At 59.0% G+C, this 20,511-nt stretch carries 20 protein-coding genes, 1 tRNA gene and 3 pseudogenes; 18 read left to right on the top strand and 6 right to left on the bottom strand.

Features of this window, described 5'->3' with window-relative positions:
- Positions 1 to 118: 118 nt before the first annotated feature.
- The 7 genes and pseudogenes from copR (at position 119) to ABRP86_RS09175 (ending at position 6,520) form a co-directional block, all read left to right on the top strand.
- Positions 119 to 841 (top strand): two-component system response regulator CopR, encoded by a 723-nt coding sequence (gene copR, locus ABRP86_RS09145; protein WP_239269691.1) that lies wholly within the window; start codon positions 119 to 121, stop codon positions 839 to 841.
- Complete coding sequence (gene copS, locus ABRP86_RS09150) at positions 838 to 1,965, top strand: two-component system sensor histidine kinase CopS (RefSeq protein ID WP_239269692.1); 1,128 nt, start codon at positions 838 to 840, stop codon at positions 1,963 to 1,965. The genes copR and copS overlap by 4 nt, the downstream gene beginning before the upstream one ends.
- 114 nt (positions 1,966 to 2,079) lie before the next feature.
- Positions 2,080 to 2,406 carry a heavy-metal-associated domain-containing protein gene (locus ABRP86_RS09155; RefSeq protein WP_239269693.1) on the top strand — a complete coding sequence of 109 codons (327 nt, stop codon included), beginning with the start codon at positions 2,080 to 2,082 and terminating at the stop codon, positions 2,404 to 2,406.
- A gap of 51 nt (positions 2,407 to 2,457) precedes the next feature.
- Positions 2,458 to 4,692 carry a copper-translocating P-type ATPase gene (locus ABRP86_RS09160; RefSeq protein WP_349863840.1) on the top strand — a complete coding sequence of 745 codons (2,235 nt, stop codon included), beginning with the start codon at positions 2,458 to 2,460 and terminating at the stop codon, positions 4,690 to 4,692.
- Between the two features lie 47 nt (positions 4,693 to 4,739).
- Complete coding sequence (locus ABRP86_RS09165; protein ID WP_239269695.1) at positions 4,740 to 5,354, top strand: YdhK family protein; 615 nt, start codon at positions 4,740 to 4,742, stop codon at positions 5,352 to 5,354.
- A 267-nt stretch (positions 5,355 to 5,621) separates the two neighbouring features.
- Positions 5,622 to 6,332: pseudogene (locus ABRP86_RS09170) on the top strand (IS6 family transposase).
- 65 nt (positions 6,333 to 6,397) lie between these two features.
- Positions 6,398 to 6,520, top strand: a complete 123-nt coding sequence (locus ABRP86_RS09175) for a VOC family protein (protein WP_005276107.1) — start codon at positions 6,398 to 6,400, stop codon at positions 6,518 to 6,520.
- A 304-nt stretch (positions 6,521 to 6,824) separates the two neighbouring features.
- On the opposite strand, the gene ABRP86_RS09180 is transcribed toward ABRP86_RS09175, so the two are convergent.
- A tRNA-Leu gene (locus ABRP86_RS09180) sits at positions 6,825 to 6,909 on the bottom strand.
- A gap of 208 nt (positions 6,910 to 7,117) precedes the next feature.
- On the opposite strand from ABRP86_RS09180, the gene ABRP86_RS09185 reads away from it, so the two are divergent.
- The 8 genes from ABRP86_RS09185 to crgA all read left to right on the top strand — a co-directional run bounded on the left by ABRP86_RS09185 (position 7,118) and on the right by crgA (position 16,380).
- Complete coding sequence (locus tag ABRP86_RS09185) at positions 7,118 to 7,951, top strand: FHA domain-containing protein (RefSeq protein ID WP_005276103.1); 834 nt, start codon at positions 7,118 to 7,120, stop codon at positions 7,949 to 7,951.
- Between the two features lie 25 nt (positions 7,952 to 7,976).
- Complete coding sequence (locus ABRP86_RS09190) at positions 7,977 to 8,429, top strand: FHA domain-containing protein FhaB/FipA (protein WP_239269696.1); 453 nt, start codon at positions 7,977 to 7,979, stop codon at positions 8,427 to 8,429.
- Positions 8,426 to 9,790, top strand: coding sequence for a PP2C family protein-serine/threonine phosphatase (locus ABRP86_RS09195; RefSeq protein WP_298695347.1), 1,365 nt, complete (start codon positions 8,426 to 8,428; stop codon positions 9,788 to 9,790). Before ABRP86_RS09190 ends, ABRP86_RS09195 begins: the two co-directional genes overlap by 4 nt.
- A 3-nt stretch (positions 9,791 to 9,793) precedes the next feature.
- A complete protein-coding gene (locus ABRP86_RS09200) occupies positions 9,794 to 11,146 on the top strand; it encodes an FtsW/RodA/SpoVE family cell cycle protein (protein ID WP_349838035.1) in 1,353 nt (450 codons plus the stop codon).
- Positions 11,143 to 12,573 (top strand): penicillin-binding transpeptidase domain-containing protein, encoded by a 1,431-nt coding sequence (locus tag ABRP86_RS09205; protein ID WP_298695344.1) that lies wholly within the window; start codon positions 11,143 to 11,145, stop codon positions 12,571 to 12,573. The genes ABRP86_RS09200 and ABRP86_RS09205 overlap by 4 nt, the downstream gene beginning before the upstream one ends.
- Positions 12,573 to 14,081 (top strand): serine/threonine-protein kinase, encoded by a 1,509-nt coding sequence (locus ABRP86_RS09210; RefSeq protein WP_298695342.1) that lies wholly within the window; start codon positions 12,573 to 12,575, stop codon positions 14,079 to 14,081. Before ABRP86_RS09205 ends, ABRP86_RS09210 begins: the two co-directional genes overlap by 1 nt.
- Before the next feature lie 3 nt (positions 14,082 to 14,084).
- Positions 14,085 to 16,043 (top strand): Stk1 family PASTA domain-containing Ser/Thr kinase, encoded by a 1,959-nt coding sequence (pknB, locus tag ABRP86_RS09215; RefSeq protein ID WP_023024718.1) that lies wholly within the window; start codon positions 14,085 to 14,087, stop codon positions 16,041 to 16,043.
- Positions 16,044 to 16,107: 64 nt separating this feature from the next.
- Positions 16,108 to 16,380 (top strand): cell division protein CrgA, encoded by a 273-nt coding sequence (crgA, locus tag ABRP86_RS09220; protein WP_023024716.1) that lies wholly within the window; start codon positions 16,108 to 16,110, stop codon positions 16,378 to 16,380.
- A 100-nt stretch (positions 16,381 to 16,480) separates the two neighbouring features.
- Here the strand turns inward: crgA and ABRP86_RS11705 are convergent, their stop codons facing one another.
- From ABRP86_RS11705 to ABRP86_RS09240, 5 genes and pseudogenes are all read right to left on the bottom strand, one after another.
- Positions 16,481 to 16,606 (bottom strand): hypothetical protein, encoded by a 126-nt coding sequence (locus ABRP86_RS11705; protein WP_441303173.1) that lies wholly within the window; start codon positions 16,604 to 16,606, stop codon positions 16,481 to 16,483.
- Between the two features lie 188 nt (positions 16,607 to 16,794).
- Positions 16,795 to 17,001, bottom strand: a pseudogene (locus tag ABRP86_RS11710) (transposase); the annotation flags it as partial.
- A gap of 234 nt (positions 17,002 to 17,235) precedes the next feature.
- Positions 17,236 to 17,382 (bottom strand): integrase core domain-containing protein, encoded by a 147-nt coding sequence (locus ABRP86_RS09230; protein ID WP_349863848.1) that lies wholly within the window; start codon positions 17,380 to 17,382, stop codon positions 17,236 to 17,238.
- Positions 17,383 to 17,422: 40 nt separating this feature from the next.
- Complete coding sequence (locus ABRP86_RS09235) at positions 17,423 to 17,875, bottom strand: IS3 family transposase (protein WP_239269703.1); 453 nt, start codon at positions 17,873 to 17,875, stop codon at positions 17,423 to 17,425.
- A gap of 162 nt (positions 17,876 to 18,037) precedes the next feature.
- A pseudogene (locus ABRP86_RS09240) lies at positions 18,038 to 18,236 on the bottom strand (hypothetical protein).
- Between the two features lie 78 nt (positions 18,237 to 18,314).
- On the opposite strand from ABRP86_RS09240, the gene ABRP86_RS09245 reads away from it, so the two are divergent.
- The 3 genes from ABRP86_RS09245 to ABRP86_RS09255 all read left to right on the top strand — a co-directional run bounded on the left by ABRP86_RS09245 (position 18,315) and on the right by ABRP86_RS09255 (position 20,393).
- Complete coding sequence (locus ABRP86_RS09245; RefSeq protein ID WP_023024709.1) at positions 18,315 to 19,130, top strand: TIGR02391 family protein; 816 nt, start codon at positions 18,315 to 18,317, stop codon at positions 19,128 to 19,130.
- Between the two features lie 309 nt (positions 19,131 to 19,439).
- On the top strand, positions 19,440 to 19,799 hold the full coding sequence (gene cmtR / locus ABRP86_RS09250; protein ID WP_349863844.1) for a Cd(II)/Pb(II)-sensing metalloregulatory transcriptional regulator CmtR: 360 nt from the start codon (positions 19,440 to 19,442) through the stop codon (positions 19,797 to 19,799).
- Positions 19,800 to 20,393, top strand: coding sequence for a cadmium resistance transporter (locus ABRP86_RS09255; protein WP_239269705.1), 594 nt, complete (start codon positions 19,800 to 19,802; stop codon positions 20,391 to 20,393).
- The last annotated feature ends 118 nt before the right edge of the window (positions 20,394 to 20,511 follow it).

Below are 20,511 nucleotides of genomic sequence, written 5' to 3' on the forward strand. Positions count from 1 at the left end.
GGTGGGGCACAAGGGTGACGGCAGTCGAAGGGTGATGTTTGAAGATTTGATGAAGATTGCCCCGCCGGGCACTGAGCGAGGGTGGTATTCCCCCCTGACCGGAGCAATACTGGGGCCTATGGCTGACCGCACACCGACCACCGCCACGCCCCCGGGGCGGGTGCTGGTCGTCGATGATGAACAACCCCTGGCTCAGATGGTGGCCTCCTACCTCATCAGGGCCGGCTTCGATACCCGCCAGGCTCACACCGGCACCCAGGCCGTGGACGAGGCTCGTCGCTTTTCCCCTGATGTTGTGGTGCTGGATCTGGGGCTGCCCGAACTCGACGGCCTGGAGGTGTGCCGACGGATCCGCACCTTCTCGGACTGCTACATCCTCATGCTCACCGCGCGTGGCAGCGAGGACGACAAGATCAGCGGTTTGACCTTGGGGGCGGATGACTACATCACCAAACCTTTTAGCATCCGGGAACTGGTGACCCGGGTGCATGCGGTGCTGCGCCGCCCGCGCACCAGCACCACCCCACCGCAGGTGACCACCCCCTTGATCGTTGGTGACCTCATCCTTGACCCCGTCGCCCATCAGGTGCGGGTGGGGGAGACGACCGTGGAGCTCACCCGCACGGAGTTCGAGCTGCTGGTTGCCCTGGCCCTGCGCCCCAGCCAGGTGCTGACCCGCCACGACCTGGTCACCGAGGTCTGGGACACCACCTGGGTCGGTGATGAACGCATCGTCGATGTCCACATCGGCAACTTGCGTCGCAAGCTCGGCACCGACACCCGGGGCCGGGGGTTTATCGACACCGTGCGTGGCGTGGGCTACCGGGTGGGGCAACCATGAATCACGGACCCGGCCTGACCTTCCGCTTCCTGGCCGCCCAGGTGTTGGTCGTGGTGATTAGCCTGCTGGTGGCCGCGGCCGTGGCCACGACGGTGGGTCCGACCCTGTTCCATGATCATATGTTGATGACCGGCCAGGAGGACCCCTCGCTGGAGCTGTTCCATGCCGAGCAGGCCTACCGGGGCGCCAACCTGATCACCCTGGCCGTCGCCCTGCCCACCGCCTTGATCAGCGCCCTGCTGGCCAGCCTGTGGTTATCGCGTCGTCTGCGCACCCCCCTGCAGGATCTCACCCGCGCCGCTACCAGCCTGACGGCCGGCAACTCCCGTATCCGCGTGCCCGCCGGAAAAGCAGGCCCCGAGGTCACCACCCTGGCGCATGCCTTCAACACCATGGCCGATCGGCTGGAACACACCGAACAGGTCCGCCGCCAGATGCTCTCTGATCTGGCCCACGAAATGGGCACCCCCTTATCGGTGCTCACGGTCTACCTCGATGGTCTCCAGGACGGGGTCGTGGACTGGAATAATGCCACCCACACGATCATGGCTGACCAACTCACCCGCCTGACCCGGTTGATGGAAGACATCGACGATGTCTCCCGGGCCCAGGAACACCGGATCGATTTGGACCTGGCGGAGGAAGGGCTCGGGGATCTGCTCCATACCGCCGCTGCTGCCGCGGGGGAAGCTTATGCTGACAAAGGCGTCGATTTACAGATCGAGACCATTACACACACCGCCCGGGCGCTCGTGGACCGGCAACGCTTCGGCCAGGTGATGAGCAATCTCCTGTCGAACGCGCTACGACACACCCCGGCCGGCGGGCAGGTCCGGATCAGCGTCCACCGACAGGGGGCGTCCACCGCACTCATCCACGTCGCCGATGACGGCGAGGGCATCCCGCCTGACCAGCTCAGATACATCTTCGAACGCTTCTACCGGGGGGATGCCGCCCGCAGCCGGGACGACGGCGGGGCCGGTATCGGTCTGACCATCTCCAAGGCATTGATCGAGGCCCACGGCGGCACTCTCACCGCCACCTCCCCCGGACCCGGTCGCGGAGCGGTGTTTGCCCTCCGCCTCCCGCTGTCCCCTCCCGACAGTGAGGAGGCTGCTCGGTGACCACACCCTGCCCCGCATGAGAGCCGCGCCCTCCACCCATTGAAAATATACCCCTGGGGGGTATATGCTAGAGAGTGGCATCGCCGCATCCCACCGACTCGTAGGAGCTTTCCCATGATCACCTCCCCGCCCCGCCTCTTGCCGATGGCCTCCCACGGCTGCAGCTGTTGCGGACCTGCCTCACGTGCCGACACCGCCTCCACCCCTGCCACCAGCGACTCGTCAGCAGGAGGGTCCTCCCCTAGCTACCAGGTCACCGGCCTGACCTGCGGGCACTGCGCGAAAAGCGTGACCCAGGCCCTTCAGGCCCTCCCCCAGGTCGACGACGTCCAGATTGATCTCGCTGCTGGTGGAGTTTCCACCATCACGGTCACCGGTGCCGTACCTCCGGAGATGGTTCGCCGGGCCATCGAGGAGGTCGGCTACACCGTCTTATCCTGATCAGTTTTACCCATCATCTCGACCCCGACCGGGTTGAGCGAAAGGAACGTCATGAGCACTCCCCACCATTCGGGTGATCACCATGGTGATCACCCCGCTCCGGAAACAGACCACACCCACCACCCGGATCATGCCAGCCACGAACACCACGCAGATGCCGACCCCCACGGCCAGGCAATGCCCCACGATCACCCGCATTCCGCCCCGGACGAAGACCACCACGTTCATGGTCACGGCGAACACGCCGGACACAGCACCGCAATGTTTCGGGACCGCTTCTGGTGGTCGCTGATTTTGTCCATTCCCGTCGTTATTTTCAGCCCCATGGTCGCCCACCTGCTTGGCTACCACCTCCCGGCATTCCCCGGATCCACCTGGATCCCCCCGGTGCTGGGCACGATCATCTTCGTCTACGGCGGAACGCCTTTCCTCAAGGGCGCATGGAAAGAACTGAAATCCCGCCAACCCGGGATGATGCTCCTGATCGCCATGGCCATCACCGTGGCGTTTGTCGCCTCCTGGGTCACCACTCTGGGGCTGGGTGGTTTTGACCTGGACTTCTGGTGGGAGCTGGCCCTGCTGGTGACCATCATGCTGCTGGGCCACTGGCTGGAGATGCGCGCTCTCGGGGCCGCGTCCTCCGCGCTTGACGCGCTGGCTGCCCTGCTGCCGGATGAGGCCGAGAAAGTCATCGACGGGACCACCCGCACCGTGGCCATCTCCGAGCTGGTCGTCGACGACGTCGTTCTGGTGAGGGCCGGTGCCCGGGTGCCGGCCGACGGAACCATCCTCGACGGAGCCGCCGAATTCGATGAGGCGATGATCACCGGCGAATCCCGTCCCGTCTTCCGCGACACCGGTGACAAGGTGGTCGCCGGTACTGTGGCCACCGACAACACCGTCCGCATCCGGGTGGAGGCTACCGGCGGGGACACCGCCCTGGCTGGGATCCAACGCATGGTTGCCGACGCCCAGGAGTCCTCCTCCCGGGCCCAGGCCCTGGCGGATCGGGCGGCGGCGTTGTTGTTCTGGTTCGCGCTGATCTCCGCTCTGATCACCGCGGTGGTGTGGACCATCATCGGCAGCCCGGACGATGCCGTGGTGCGCACGGTTACGGTGCTGGTCATCGCCTGTCCGCACGCCCTGGGCCTGGCGATTCCGCTGGTCATTGCGATCTCCAGCGAGCGGGCCGCGAAATCCGGGGTGCTCATCAAGGACCGGATGGCGCTCGAGCGGATGCGCACCATCGACGTGGTGCTCTTCGACAAAACCGGCACCCTGACCGAGGGTGCGCACGCGGTCACCGGTGTCGCGGCAGCTGTCGGCGTCACCGAGGACGAGCTACTGGCCCTGGCCGCCGCTGCGGAGGCCGACAGCGAGCACCCCGTGGCCCGCGCCATCGTGGCGGCCGCGGCCGCCCATCCCGAGGCCTCCCGTCGGCAAATCCGTGCAACTGGTTTCAACGCCGCCTCCGGCCGGGGAGTCCGGGCCACTGTCGATGGCGCTGAGATCCTCGTGGGCGGGCCGAACATGCTGCGCGAGTTCAACCTCACCACCCCGGCCGAGCTCACCGACACCACCAGTGCCTGGACCGGGCGTGGGGCCGGTGTGCTCCATATTGTCCGCGACGGTCAGATCATCGGTGCGGTGGCCGTCGAGGACAAGATCCGCCCCGAATCCCGCGCCGCTGTGAAAGCCCTGCAGGAACGCGGGGTGAAGGTCGCGATGATCACCGGCGACGCGCAACAGGTGGCCCAGGCGGTTGGTCAGGACCTAGGCATTGATGAGGTCTTCGCCGAGGTCCTGCCCCAGGACAAAGACACCAAGGTCACGCAGCTGCAGGACCGGGGTTTGAGCGTGGCCATGGTCGGTGACGGTGTCAATGACGCCCCCGCTCTGACCCGCGCGGACGTCGGTATCGCCATTGGTGCCGGCACGGATGTGGCCATGGAATCTGCCGGGGTGGTCCTAGCCAGTGATGACCCGCGGGCAGTGCTGTCGATGATTGAGCTGTCCCAGACCAGCTACCGCAAGATGATCCAGAACCTGATCTGGGCCTCTGGCTACAACATCCTCGCCGTGCCGCTGGCTGCCGGAGTGCTCGCCTCGATCGGGTTCGTGCTGTCCCCGGCCGTGGGCGCGATCTTGATGTCTGCCTCGACCATCGTGGTGGCCCTGAACGCCCAGCTGTTGCGCCGCATTGATCTGGAGCCGACTCACCTGGCTCCGACCGACGGGAAGGAGGAACACAGTAGGTCGATATCCCCCGTAACCGTTACTGACTGACCTTGTCTCTCGACCCCTAACTCACACCACCTTTGAAAGGAACGCTCATGAAACGCAGCATTACCCTCGCCGCCTTGGTACTGACCTCCACCCTGGCGCTGACCGCCTGCAGCGACGCCACCGACAACTCCGACGATGCCGACACCACCAGCACCACGACGGCAACCGCAGAGACCAACGAGACCCACCAGGAAGACACCACCACTGCCGACGAAGAGCACGGCGGGCACGACCACCCTGCCGACGGCGGGGCACCGCCGGCAGGCATTGAAGAGGCCGAGGATCCCACGTACCCGGTGGGCACCGAGGTCATCCTCACCGCTGACCACACGCCCGGCATGGACGGGGCCACCGCCACCATTTCCGGGGCGTTTGACACCACGACCTATTCGGTCAGCTACACCCCCGCCGAGGGTGGGGCCCCGGTTACCGACCACCGCTGGGTCGTCCATGAGGAGCTCGTCGATCCGGGTCAGGCCCCCCTGCCCGACGGGGCGAGCGTTGTCCTGGATGCCGAGCACATGTCCGGCATGAAGGGTGCTGAGGCCACCATCGATTACTCCACCGAGGAGACGGTCTACATGGTTGATCTCACCGTCGACGGGATGACGATGACCAACCACAAGTGGGTCACCGAGAGCGAGATCCAACCCGCCGAATAGTCCACCCACCCTGAACCGCGAGACCAGACAAGGCACCCGCTCCAGAGTCGGTCATCAATCGCTGCCGACCATGCCGCAGCACACCAGCCACACACGGAACCTGCACGCCCACAGGGCCCACGCTGAGGTAGACCTTCTGTGTCACTGCTTCTCTTAGTCAGGGAAATATGCCCTGGAATGACCCTGGTGACAGGAGTTCATTCCAGGGCTTTGGGTGCTGTTGCAAAGTTGGGGCAGTAGGAAGAGCGACGTGAAATAATCACAGCCATGGGTATCTTCTCCGGTCGTCATTTCCCCCGTGACGTCATTCTGTGGGCAGTGCGGTGGTACTGCCGCTAGGGGTGAGCTACCGAGACTTGGAGGAAATGATGACTTCAGCGGGGTGTGCCGGTTGATCAACCACGATCTACCGCTGGGTCCAGAAATACGCCCCTGAGCTGGACAAGCAAACACGGTGGTACCGGCAGGTACCTGACTGGCAGGCCAGTTCCTGGCGGGTGGTGAGACCTATATCCGGATCGGCGGCAGGTGGTGCTACCTCTATCGGGCGATCCCCGCCGGTGGCCAGACCCTGGACTTTTACCTCTCTCCGAAGCAGAACGTGGCCGCAGCGAAACGTTTTCTGGCCAAGGCTCTCAGATACAATGCGTCAGCCGGGTATCCCAGAGTGATCAACACCGATAAAGCATCCTCCCTAGCCAGGGCAATCGCCGAGTTGAAGTCAGGGGGAACCTGCCCGCCAACAGTGGAACACCGACAGGTGAAATACCTCAACAACATCCTAGAAGGCGACCATGGTCGACTGAAGCGGATCCTCGGGCCGAAAGGTACGTTTAAGAACCGGACATCTGCATATCGGACGTTGAAAGGGATGGAGGCGATGCACTCATTGCGGAAAGGGCAAGGCACTGTGTTTGACCTCACGGGCAACCGAACCCGGACGCGGTGATCGTCAACAGGGTCTTCGAGACGGCCTAACAACGCCCACACGCAGCGGCCATCAGGGAATGAGAAACTGAGTCTTCGCTACTCTCCGCCCAACTTTGCAACAGCACCAATCAAAAGGAGTCCAAATTGTGCAGCCACCCGACGATGACGTCTTCGGCCGCACCTTCGTAGTTGCCGACCCTGATGGAAACCTGTTCCGCGTCAGCCCAGTCGTTTAATTCTTAAATTGGGATTCAACAACTAGGAAATCCTCCAACAGCCCAAGGAAAACATCTCAGTTGGAGGATTCCAATTGCCCCGAAGCGGGAGCTAAAGCCAGAACGTCAGATCAAAATAACAAACAAAATGACTTGTTGACACCATCGAAAACAAGAGTTCGACAGAAGAGAGCGGGAGTTAGGATGTAAATTCCCACACTTGCAATCCTCAACCGCCAAAGTTCAGAAAAACAAAGAAACCGAAGGTCACGAACCCTTTCGAGTTTGTTACCTCCGGTGTCGCAGTTTGTTCAACTGCTCTTTGTGCCCGGGGCGGGACTTGAACCCGCACGTCCTTATCGAACACTGGCACCTGAAGCCAGCGCGTCTGCCAATTCCGCCACCCGGGCAGGGTGTGGTTGTCAGTGCGACTAGATAAAGATAGCACAGGGAGTGCATACAATTACAAATCAGCAGGAAAAGCGGATTATTTTGCGCATTTAATGGCGAAAAACTAGGAACTTTCGCGCCGCCGTCTACGTTTGAAAGGGGTATACAAACTATAATGGCTACTACTGATCACTACTGATCGCTGTATAGCGGAAAGGAGCAAAATTCGTGGCGTTTTTAGAAAGGCTGGCGAAGCTCGATTCCGCTATGCAACGCGGCCTTGATAACGGCATGGCTTTTGTCTTCGGCGGCAAGGTCGTTCCTGCAGAGATTGATGAGCTTTTGAAGCAAGAAGCCCAGGACAATCTCGGCCACGGGGACGATGACAAACTCTATAGTCCCAATGTCATGACTGTAGGTGTCTCCTCCAAGGATTTGGAGAACTTGTCGCAAGACCCCGATTTGCCTGCCGATTGCGCAGACCAATTATCTCGCTTTATCCGCAATAACGGATGGTCCCTCGCTGGTCCCGTCATTGTGCGGATAGCGGAGGAATCGGGCCTGCGCACGGGCCAGCTTCGTGTGTCCTCGTTTATAGATCACGAGCCCACAGAAGAGACCGGTTTCGAGGCGATTTTCCACGACTTTGATGGTCAGGAGGACCAGATGACCAACCCGCACGAAAATAATGCGGATGACGCAGCTACTACCGCTTTCATTGCGCAAGATGACCAACCCGCGCCGCAAACGCAGGGCCCCGCTGTCAATTTGATGTTGCAGGATGGCTCTTCCCGCGTCTACCACGTGCAGGAAGGGTCAAATATTATTGGCCGCAGCAATGATGCGGATTTGCGCCTGCCGGATACGGGCGTGTCCCGCCAGCATGCGGAAATCACGTGGAACGGTGAAGATGCCGTATTGGTGGATTTGCAGTCCACCAATGGCACCACGGTCAATGACACTCCTATTGATAACTGGCTGCTTGCCGATGGCGATGTGATCACCATGGGCCATTCCCACGTCGAGGTCCGCATTACGGGCCTTGATTCGCATAGTTACTAATTCACACTGAGGAAGGGAGGCCGCCATGGATGCAGTCATCATGCTGGCGCTTCGCATCGGCTTATTGGCTCTTTTGTGGGTATTTGTCCTGGTGGCCTTGAATGCCATGCGGCGGGATACCAATAAATCCGCAGGTGCTATGCCACAGTCGTCAAAAATGGGTGCGTCCCCGCGCAGTCACGCTGCGGTAAAGCAGCTTTCTATTGTGGAGGGCCCCTTGCAGGGATCCCACATGGATTTGGGCACGCTCGAGGAATGTACCTTGGGACGTGCCGCCGACTGTGATTTTGTCACTGGGGATGATTACTCCTCCGGCCATCATGCACGCCTATTTCGCCGCGGCAGCGAGTGGGTAGTGGAGGATTTGGAATCGCGCAACGGAACCCTCGTCAATGGTGTGCGCATCGACCAACCTGAGGTAGTCGGCGCGAACTCCGAAATTAAGCTAGGCCGCACTACCGTGAGGTTGAACGCATGACACTGAAGCTAAACTTTTTTGCCAAGTCGGACCGCGGGCTTATCCGCGGAAATAATGAGGACTCCGGATACGCCGGATCCCACCTGCTGATTTTGGCCGATGGCATGGGCGGGCATGCCGCGGGTGAGGTCGCCTCCCAACTCATGGTCAACCACCTCGAAATCTTGGATCAGGATCCGGGTAAGGAGGACACGGAGGCGCTCCTTGCGGCTGCTGCCGATGACGCCAATGAGGCCATCAGCGAGCACGTCACCGCCCACCCTGAGACCGAAGGCATGGGCACGACGCTGTCCACGATGCTGTTCAATGGCACCACCTTTGGTGTTTGCCATGTGGGCGATTCGCGCGCTTATTTGCTGCGCGATGGCAAGCTCGAGCAAATCACCAAGGACGATACCTACGTGCAGTCCTTGGTGGATAAGGGGGAGCTGGCTGCAGAAGATGTTTCTTCCCACCCACAAAAGTCCCTCATCTTGAAGGCCTATACCGGCCGTGCGGTGGAGCCGACGCTCTTCACGTTCGAAGCCAAGGCGGGTGACCGCATCCTGCTGTGCTCGGATGGACTGTCTGACCCGGTTACGGCTTCCACTATTGAAACCGCCCTTGGCCAGGGAAGCATCGAACAGGCGGGCTCCACCCTCGTGGATCTCGCCATACGTTCGGGCGGACCGGACAATGTCACGGTCGTCATCGGTGAGGTTACGGAAGAAAAACCCGCCACCCACGAGCCTTTTCGCGTTGGTGCGCTGGCGGGTTCGGTAGAAGAGCCCACTCACCCGGATTCTTCTGCATCACGCGCCGCCAAACTCACCCGTAAACCCCAGGTGATTCCGCCGGCCGTTATGGCCGATGAAGACAACGCGGCTTCGGACTCCGATGAAGAAGAGGCAGAGGACGAGCCCCCTCGACGAAAAATTGGGTGGAAGGTCCTCATCGCCCTCATCATCATCTTGGCGCTCGTTATCGGCGCAGGGCTGTGGGTCAAGAATTTCTTGTCCAATAACTATTATGCCGAGACCAACGACGCACAAGAGATCACCATCCTCAAAGGCGCGGACTATTCCCTATTTGGCAAGGATCTAAGCTCCACGCACCAATACGTGTGCATTAATGACAAGAACTCCTTGCTGTTTTCTGCACAGAAGTGCAAGGGAGACTTCACCCCGTTGAAGGTCTCTGACCTGCCCGAGTCTGAGCGCGGCGCGGTAAACCACATTTCCGCCGGTGACCTGAGCGAGGTTCAGGATCAGATTAATGACTTGGGTGAAAAGGCACTCAAGCCATGTATCACTGCGCCGAGCCAAAAAGATAATAAAGACACCAAGGAAAACAAACCTGGGGTCACTTGTAGGGAGGTGTAGCTGATGCAGAAGTTTTTTAGCCGAAGAATCGAACTCGGCCTCCTTATTCTCGCCGCGGTCGTCTTTGCCATTACCTTGGTCAGTTTGGAGCTGTCGCAGGATAATGCGCTCACGACGGACTTGATCTACCTCATCGGTGGATTCATTGGTGTCTTTACCATTGCCCACTTGGCAATGTGCTTCTTGGCGCCCTACGCGGACCAGATCATGTTGCCTATCGTTGCCATCCTTAATGGCATTGGGCTTATCGTTTTGGCCCGCCTGGATTTGGTCAATGACCGGGGACTCGCGGTCCGCCAGGTCATGTGGACCGTCGTTGGCCTCGTGCTCTTTGTGCTGGTCCTGGCGGTTGTCAAGGACCATCGCTCACTCACCCGCTATTCCTATATCTTGGGCGCGGCTGGCCTCGTACTGTTGGCGCTGCCGTTAGTATGGCCACAACCTGATGACGTTGAAGCTCGCATTTGGCTGAACTTCGGGCCCTTTTCCATCCAGCCGGGTGAGTTCTCCAAGATCATGCTGATCTTATTCTTTGCCATGCTGCTGACGCAGAAGCGATCCCTCTTTACTGTGGCTGGGTATCGCTTCCTAGGGATTTCCCTGCCCCGCTTGCGCGACCTCGCCCCCATTCTCATCGTGTGGGCCATCGCCATCATCATCATGGGAATTTCCAATGACTTTGGTCCGGCGCTGCTGCTCTTCAGCACGGTGCTGGGCATGCTATTTATGGCTACCGGCCGGGTCAGTTGGCTATTTATCGGCCTCATCCTCGTCGGTATCGGCGGCTTTGGCATTTACCAAGTTTCTGAAAAGATCCAGCAGCGTTTCTCCAACTTCTTGGATCCGCTAGCAAATTATGATGTCACTGGCTTCCAACTGTCCCAGTCCCTTTTTGGTATGTCCTCTGGCGGTATTTCCGGCAGCGGCCTGGGCCAGGGCCATCCCGAATTGGTACCGGTGGCACACTCAGACTTCATCCTCGCCGCCATCGGTGAGGAATTGGGGCTGATTGGTCTAGCTGCCGTTTTGATCCTCTTTGGCATGTTGGTTACCCGCGGATTCAATACCGCGTTGCGTACCCGCGATACCTACGGCAAACTAGTCGCCTCAGGCCTTTCTCTTACTTTGGCGGTACAGGTCTTCGTCGTCACCGGTGGCATTTCCGCCCTGCTGCCGATGACCGGCTTGACCACTCCTTTCATGTCCGCCGGTGGTTCCTCTCTCATGGCTAACTATGTACTGTTGGCGATCTTGCTGCGGATCTCTAACGCGGCACGCCGACCCATGCAGGAGAACTCGAGCGCTGCTCCGAGTGACACCTCCATGTTCCCGTCGGTTCAGGAGGCTTACCGATGAATAAATCCATCCGCCTAGTATCCCTATTTGCCATCATTTTGACCGCTATCCTGTTGGTGAATCTGACGGTCATTCAGGCATTCTCGGACGATAAATACGCGCATAATGCTAAGAACTCGCGCGGATTTATAGAGCTGCAGACCACCCCGCGCGGCCAGATCTATTCCGGCAATACGGTGCTGGCACAATCCACGGAAAACCCGGATGAGACCTATTCTCGGTCTTATCCCATCGATTCGCCCGCTTTTGGCAATATCACCGGCTATCTGTCCGAGCAATTTGGCGCTTCGGAATTGGAATCTTCGCAAAATGACATTCTCAATGGCACGGATGATTCCCTGTTCAAACAGCACTGGCTGGATACCATCGCGAATAAACCCACTCAGGGCGCCAATGTAGAGGTCACCATCGACCCAGCATTGCAGCAGGCCGCGTATGATCAACTGGCCGGTCCGGGATACGAAGGATCGGCGGTTGCCATCCAGCCGTCGACGGGCAAGATCCTGGCCATGGCCTCCAACCCAGGTTTTAACCCGAATTCCCTGCTGGGCGAGTCCGCTAATGAAGCGTGGACAGGATTGCAGGAGCAAGCGGGCCAGCCGCTCGTCAACCACGCAGCGGCGGATACTTTGCCACCGGGATCTATTTTCAAGATCATTACGACTGCGGCTGGATTGAATAATGGATTCAATCCCTCGTCGAGCCTGACCGGCTCCAATGTGATTACCTTGCCGGATGCCGTCACGGAGCTGACGAACTACGGCAATGAAAAGTGCAACGGCCAAGATTCCGTCACCCTGCAAACCGCATTCGCGCTGTCGTGCAATACCGCATTTGTGCAGATGTCGGAGCAGATTGGCGCGGATGAGCTGCGCAAATACGCGGATGCTTTCGGCATCGGCAAGAAATACGATCTGGGAGTTTCTTCCTCCGCGGGTACCTTGGGCGACCTGCCGGATGGTGCGGCGACGGCGCAATCGGCCATCGGCCAGCGCGATGTCACTATGTCCGCGTTGCAAGCGGCAGTCATGGCCGGCACCGTGGCTAATAAAGGCACGCGCATGGAGCCTTACCTGGTCAATCGCATTACCGATGCCCAGATGAAGGACATCCGCACCACCAAGCCCAAGAAAGCCGGAGAGGCCGTCACGGAAGAGACCGCATCGACCATTCAGGATTTGATGTTTGCCTCCGAGCGTTCTTCGTGGGGCTACGATGGCAATGGCTTCGCGTCTAAAACCGGTACCGCCGAGCACGGCGAAGGCTTAGCTCCGCACGTGTGGTACGTCGCCTTTGACCCGGACCGCGATATTGCCGTCGGGGTCGTCGTTAAGAATGGCGGTAACTTGGGTGAATCCGCAACGGGCGGCAGGGTCTCTGGCCCAATTGGTCGTGCCATCTTGCGCGCATACCAGGGGGAGCAGTAATGAAGAATACCGAAAATAAGGACCATCTCCAGGAACTCATCGGCAGCGACTACGAACTGCAGTGGATCATTGGCCACGGTGGCATGTCCACGGTGTGGCTTGCCGATGATATTCGTAATGACCGCGAAGTAGCCATCAAGGTTTTGCGGCCGGAATTTTCCGATAACCAGGAATTCCTCTCCCGCTTCCGCAATGAAGCGGAATCCGCCGAGTCTATCCAGTCCGATAACGTGGTGGCCACGTACGACTACCGCGAGCTGGAAGATAATGGCCGTAAATTCTGCTTCATGGCCTTGGAATACGTGCGGGGCGAATCCCTCGCGGACCTGCTCGCGCGCGAGAGCACCTTACAGGAAGAACTCGCGCTGGATGTGCTCGAGCAAGCAGGCCACGGCCTCTCCATTATCCACCGGATGGGCTTGGTGCACCGCGATATTAAGCCCGGCAACCTGATGATTACCCAAAATGGGCAGGTAAAAATTACGGACTTTGGCATCGCCAAGGCGGCTGCCGCGGTACCGCTCACGCGCACCGGCATGGTGGTGGGTACCGCCCAGTACGTTTCGCCCGAGCAAGCGCAGGGCAAGGAAGTCTCCCCTGCCTCGGATATCTACTCGCTCGGCGTCGTAGGCTACGAGATGCTTGGCGGCAAGCGCCCTTTTTCGGGCGATTCCTCCGTTTCCATTGCTCTTGCCCACATCAACCAGGAGCCAGAGCCGCTTTCGACCACGATTAGCGCCCCGGCGCGCGAGCTCATCCGCATTGCGCTGCGCAAGGATCCCAATACCCGCTATGCCGATGGCAATGAATTCACTGTCGCGGTATCCGATGTGCGCCTGGGCAAGCGCCCACCGCGTCCAAAGTCCATTCCGGCTCACCACCAGGCCCCGGAGCCTTCGCCCTCGGCATCGACCGAAATGCTTGCCGATGTCGCCCAGCCCACCACCATTCATCCGGCGGCGGGCACTGCCGCGCCACAGCGCAAGGCAGCACCGGTACCGGAAGGTGATTCGAAGGGCGGGAAGTCTTTCCTCAAGGGCCTGGGTATCGTCGTGGCCATCGCCCTGCTTGCTGCGGGCGGCTACGCCCTGATGAACCTCATTAGTAGCGAGGGTGGCGACAGCGAGCCTTCGTCTACCCAAGAAACGTCCGTGGTTACTGAATACCGGGATCCCACGACCACGGAAGTAGAAACGCTGGAAGAGGACAAAGGTACGAATGAAACGCAGCCGGAAGTGACGGTAACGGAGACCGAGCCCACGGATCGGGAGGGCAACCAGGCGCCGCGTGATAATCACCGTCAGCCGCAGGCCCCGAACCAGCAGGCCCCGACGCGAAACCAGCAGAGCCCGAATACTCCGCCGCAGCAACGCCAGCCCCAGCAGCGCCAACCGCAGGAGCAGCAGACGCACGTCGAAAATACACCTGAACAGAAAAACACAGTAAACTCCCAGCCCGATGAACTTCCTGGGGATTTATCTGACTTATTAAGACAGGATGGTGACTAAGCCATGGTCAATGACCGGTACCGGCTCGGTGAGATCATCGGCTCCGGCGGCATGTCCGAGGTATTTGCCGCAGAAGACACCACTTTAGGCCGGCAAGTAGCGGTAAAGATGCTGCGCACGGAGATGGCCCGCGATATCAACTTTCGCGAGCGCTTCTACCGCGAGGCACAGAACTCAGGCAAATTAAACCATCCCAATATCGTGGCGGTGTATGACACCGGTGAGACCGAGATGGATGGCATGACCATCCCATATATCGTCATGGAAAGGGTCAACGGGGCCACGCTGCGCGATATTATTCGCGAAGATGGCCCGCTGCCCGCCCAAGAGGCGGCGGAAATCCTCAAGCCGGTTGCTGAGGCTCTGCAGGCATCCCATGAGGCGGGAATCATTCACCGCGATATCAAACCGGCGAATATCATGCTCACCAACACCGGCCAGGTGAAGGTGATGGACTTTGGCATCGCTCGTGCATTGGACGATTCAACTTCAGCGATGACCCAGACTTCTGCCGTTATCGGTACCGCTCAGTACCTCTCCCCGGAGCAGGCGCGCGGCAAACACGCCGATGCGCGTTCCGATGTCTATGCGCTGGGCTGCGTCATGTACGAGGTGCTCACCGGCCGCACCCCATTCGAAGGCGAAACCCCCTTTGCCGTGGCCTACCAGCACGTGCAGGAGGAACCGACCCCGCCTTCGGAGCTTATCGATGATCCCTCGTTGACCCCCACCCAGCGGGTCAATATCGATGCGGTGGTACTGACCGCGATGGCCAAGCACCCCGCGGACCGCTACCAGTCCGCCTGGGAGATGGCCGGCGATTTGGACCGCCTGCGGGGTGGCCAGGTCACCAATGCTGCTCGCATGCACGTAAACGAAGATGATGCCACGACGGCGATGCCCGCACCGGCCACTTCTACTGCCCCTGCGGCTGCGTCCCACCGGGCACCGATCGAATCGACGCGTCCTACCGAAGAGGACGAAAGCGGCGGCTGGATGAAGTGGCTCGCGCTGCTTCTCGTCGCGCTGTTGATCGCCATCTTGGGCTATTTTGCCTGGGATTTCTGGAGTAGCGACGATGACGATAACCGGAACGGTCGAAACCAAACCGAGGTGGCGGAGCACAATAGCGTCATCGTGCCGGAGGTAGAAAACCGCCCGCGCAATGAAGTGGTCAAGGAGCTCGAGGACTTGGGACTTCTCGTCACCGTGAACGAGGAAGCTAACCCCGATATCGATCGCAATAATGCGATTCGCATTAATCCGGCCCCTGGTTCGGAATTGCAGAAGAATGCCTCGGTGACCTTGACCGTTTCTTCCGGCAAGGAAATCATCGATGTCCCAGATATCACCGGCATGAACTTGGATCAGGCCGCGCAGGTTTTGGGAGAGGCAGGCTTGGAGCTGAACTCGGATATTTCTGAGCGCAATGATGAGGCCCCCGCCGGCGAGGTAATTCAGCAGAACCCCGCGGGTGGTACCCAATTGTCCAAGGGATCAAAGGTCCGGGTGACGGTGTCTAAGGGCATCGAAAAGAAGCGCGTTCCTGATGTCGCTGGCTTGAACGAGGAGGATGCGCGCAGCCGCCTCGAAGCCAATGACTTCGACGTCAATGTCCGGGAAGTCGATTCCTTAGAGCCGGAAGGCACCGTGCTTAACGTCTCCAACCAGGGCGCTCAGCTGGAAAAGGGCCAGACTGTCACCATTGAGGTATCCAATGGGATGCTCATGAAGGCACCAGAGATCATGCACAAGAACCAAGGACAAGCCGAGAATGCCCTGCGTCAGGCGGGCTGGGATGGCGAGCTGCGCGTGGGCGAGCCAATTCCCACCGGCGCGTTGGTCGATAGCAATAAGATCGGTTGGGCGTCCACTAATCCCGGCGATACCATCCGCAAGGATCAGGACGTGGAGGTTCGCATCTGGAAATTCGAAGCCTCGGCGCTCCTGCCGCAGCCATAGCTGCTGGTATCGTAATTCATCAGTAAGCACTGAGATAAGAACTGAAATCTAGAGAAGGTCTCTTATGCCAAAGTCAAAGATCACCCAGAGCTCTGCCACCCAGGTATCGAGCTCTTCTGGGGCAAACCGCACCCCGGTCAAAATCAACTCTGAAGGCACCCCGAAATGGTACGTGGCCATCATGCTTGGCCTGATGGTCATTGGCCTGCTGTGGCTCGTGGTCAATTACCTCGCCGGTGAATCCATCCCCTTCATGGCGGAGCTCAGCGGTTGGAACTACGGGATTGGCTTCGGCCTCGCCCTCATTGGCCTGCTCATGACCATGGGCTGGCGCTAGGCCGCTGGTCAAGTCTGTTTGAGTGGTGTTTCTGCCTTTCGTTGAAACAAGCAGTGTTATGGGCTCAGGGGGTCAGCACGTACCCGGTGCTCTAACTGGTTCACGCGACTTCCTTGGAGGTGTCAGCGTCAATGACGTTGACGGTGATCAACGCTTTGGTCTGTTCCAGGCTCGTTAGCGACATGTAGCGGTTTTGCTGAATCCAGTCATCATGTTGTTCAGCCAAGACCGCACAGACAAGGCGCACCACAGCGTCAAGATTGGGGAAGATGCCGACGACATCTGTACGTCACCAGATTTCACGATTGAGCCGTTCAGCGGGATTATTCGGCCAGTCTTTCTTCCACACTGATGCCAGCGCGTTTGTAAACGCCAATAGTTCGTCGAGGGCTTCTTCCAGGTAGTTAGCAACGTGTGGAACTTCTGCTGGCAAAACGCCACGACCTCTGTGGCTTGGGACCACACCGATTCCGAATCTTGCTGCTGGAGTACCGTATGAAACATCGCCGATAGGGTTGGCCACTGCGTCTTGGGCACCATCGACGATAGGTTTTTGGCGAAATGGGTTCGACATCGTTGCCAGGACGCATTCAGTAACACGTCACTAATCGCGTGCTGGATACCTAAATGGGCATCACTGGTAGTGAGGTAGACATCATCAAGTCCGCGGGTGGGCCAGGCTGGTTTTTAAGACCGGGCGGTTTGAGTGCCTTCCTGGGTTTGGTGCCATTGGTTGGCGTACTCAGTCGGCGGGATAAACCCTAGGCTCGAATGAGGATAATAGGTATTATAGCGCTTCGACCACAGTCGCAGGCAACGCGACGCATGGGCGGGGTCGTCGAACATCTCGTCCTCTCACAGCTCGTCGCGTAGCCGGTTGTGGAAGGACTCCACAAACCCGTTATGCCATGGCATCCCCGGTGGGATGAACGCCTCGACAGTGTCTTGCTTAGCAGCCCAACTAGCCAGCTCACGGCTGATGAACTCCGGGCCGTTATCCATACGTAACACCCGAGGCCTGCCACGCACAGCAGCTCACGTTCTACACAAAGCCTTTCTTCGTGCGCACGTAGGTAATGTCGGCCACCCACAGCTTATTCGGTCCTTGAGCTTTAAATTCACGCTCGACCAAATCTGGGCGCAAATCAGGCACGTTAGCTTTTCGGATTGTGATTGGTGATCCGCCTTTGCCTTTGCCAGAAACGCCAGCCAGGCGCATCAGTCGGGTAGCGTGTTCACGGCCGATATCGATTCCGTCACGGCGGAGAGCATGCCACATTTTCCGCACGCCGTAGACACCGTAATTATCTCTATGAACAGCACTAATGCGTTCAACCAACATAGTATCGCGAAGGCGACGAGCGCTTAATCCACGGGCCTTGAACTGGCGATAACCACGCGAGGTGATAAACCCACCAGCCCGGTTATTCTTCAACGTCTTACAAATGAACTCGACAGAGAAACTGCTCCGGTAGTCATCGATGAACCGGATCATTTCTTAACGTTTCGGGTCGAGTCATGAGGCGAAAAAGCTGACGCGGCCTTCAGCAGCTCATTAGTGTCGCGTAGCTGGTGATTTTCACGGCGCAGCCTCGCGTTTTCGGCGGCCACATTTTCAGGCACAGGTTCTGGGATGTTTCCCGCACGGCGGGCAGGCTTAAGTCCATTGACGAGCCGTGTGCCATGAAACCCCCAGCTTTGGGGCTACTGCCTGGCACGCGGGGTGCATCGACATATTTTCCGCCACGATGCGGTCCTCTACAAGACGGACCACTCGGTCCTTTGCATCCTGGTCAAATTTTCTCGGCATGTTCCAGATTTTCCCATCTACTCAAACGGAACAAAACCTGGGACACTTCAAACAGCGTGCCAGAAACTGCGCACTCTTCCCTATCCGGTGACACATGCTGGGACGCACTCGCTAAATTCATAGCATGCTTTCTAAAAATAACCTTCCAGTTGCTAACCCCGCTCTGACACGCGCACTCTGCAAGGCACTCGTGGCAGGAGGGGAGGGAATCTCAGCTACGGAGATGCATAATGTCTTCGCCGCGGCCGGTATCACGGTGCTCGAGGGTTTTTCCTCCAAGACTGATATCGCCTACCACGCCTTGATGAACGAGCAACAATCCGCTGAGTCGAGCGGGCCACTGGCACGTTTTGTTTCAGAGGCTCTAGCTCCAGCCCGGTTCTTGAAGGGGCCACAGAAGCGTCAACGGATCATCTCCGACGTCGACACAATCCTTCGCACCTATCGGTTCAGCGTCACCGAGGAGGGGCACATCGTCCCTACAGGTGAAGGCGTCATCGGCGCCGACGCCCTGACCAGGCGGATAAAAGAGAAGCTTGTCTTGCGCGGCACTCATCCCGAGGCGCTGAGATTTTGTGAAGAAGAACTGATTAATCAGTCGATGTTCCATGCTGTAACCGAAGCGACAAAGTCACTGATGGAACGTATCCGGCCCGCAGACTGCGCGCTTGACGGAGAGAAGCTCACTCAGTACGTGTTCGGTACACGCAATAACCCTGGGCCACGATTCATAAACGATTTCTCCAGCCCAGCAGATGAGGCCGAGCATTTCGGATTCATCCATCTACTCAACGGAATCTACGGACACCTTCGTAACGATCGCGCCCATCGCGCACGTCTGGGATCGGAAGAAAAGGGACAAGATTTTCTCGACGCCATGGCGATGATCTCCTATGCACACCGGGTCATCGACAGGAGTTGGCTGAAGGGCCAAGCCTAAGCTGCGGATGGTCGAATTACCGCCACCCCTAAGGCAATATGTCAGGGGTGGGAGGCGGTGGCGTCCCTGACAGCCGGCCAGTTACGCTTTCTTCTTGACGCTCGTGGGGGCAGCCCCGCGGATTGCTCCTTGTCCTTGTCCGGAACAGAGGCCTCGGCCGCCTGAGTGACCCTTGCGGCAGCCTGCTGTTCATAGACGAACGAATTCGACACAGACAGTACCGAAGGATGCTGGTGTCCCACACATCACCGTCGGGCCGACGTTCGCCCCTCGTTGCAACAGTTCAGCAGACGCTGTATAGTCCAGTACATGCTGACTATTGCTTCGCGCTTGGACGTGATGAACCGATTGGGTCGGGCGATGGCCGATCCCACCCGATCCCGTATTCTCCTGACCCTGCTGGGCGGCCCGGCCTACCCGGCCGCTCTCGCCCGGGAACTGGAACTGACGCGGTCAAATGTGTCGAACCACCTCACTTGCCTACGGGACTGCGGAATTGTGGTCGCAGAACCGCAGGGGAGGACGACCCGCTACGAGATCGTCGACGCCCATCTTGTCCAAGCGTTGAACTCACTGCTAGATACCACTCTGGCTGCCGACGAAAATGCCCCGTGTATTGACTCGGCATGTGACGTGCCCGGGTGTGCCACCGGAGAGGGGAACAGGTAAGTGGTAACTGGTCTCCTGGGGGCGGTTGGTCTGTTTATCGCCACCAATATCGACGACATCATCGTGCTCTCGCTGTTCTTCGCCCGTGGGGCCGGCCAAGCAGGGACCACACTTCGGATCCTGGCCGGGCAGTATCTTGGTTTCGCGGGCATCCTCGCAGCCACGATTCTGGTCACCCTAGGGGCGGATGCCTTCCTGCCCACCGAGGCGATCCCCTACTTCGGGCTAATCCCCCTGGCCCTGGGGCTGTGGGCGGCCTGGCAAGCCTGGCGGGGAGACGATGACGACGATGACGCGAAAGTCAGCGGAAAGAACGTAAGCGTCTTGACCGTCGCCGGGGTGACCTTTGCCAACGGTGGCGACAATATCGGCGTCTATGTCCCGGTTTTTCTCAACGTGGATACCGCCACCGTTATCATCTACTGCGTTGTCTTTCTGATTCTGGTGGCGGGCCTGGTCCTGTTGGCGAAGTTCGTGGCCACCCGTCCGCCCATCGCGGAGATTCTCGAACGCTGGGAGCATGTGCTGTTCCCTATCGTCTTGATCGGCCTGGGTACCTTCATCCTCGTCAGCGGCGGCGCCTTCGGCCTTTAATAAACTCATCCCCCGTGCTGCTAGGGCCTCTCTAGGTTTCCGATGTGATGTCTAGTGACTTTTTGGACTCGGAGTCCATTGACTTTTTGGACTCGGAGTCCAGTTAGTTTTTTGACGC

It is taken from the genome of Corynebacterium sp. KPL3927 (assembly GCF_040225835.1).
Taxonomy (GTDB): domain Bacteria; phylum Actinomycetota; class Actinomycetes; order Mycobacteriales; family Mycobacteriaceae; genus Corynebacterium.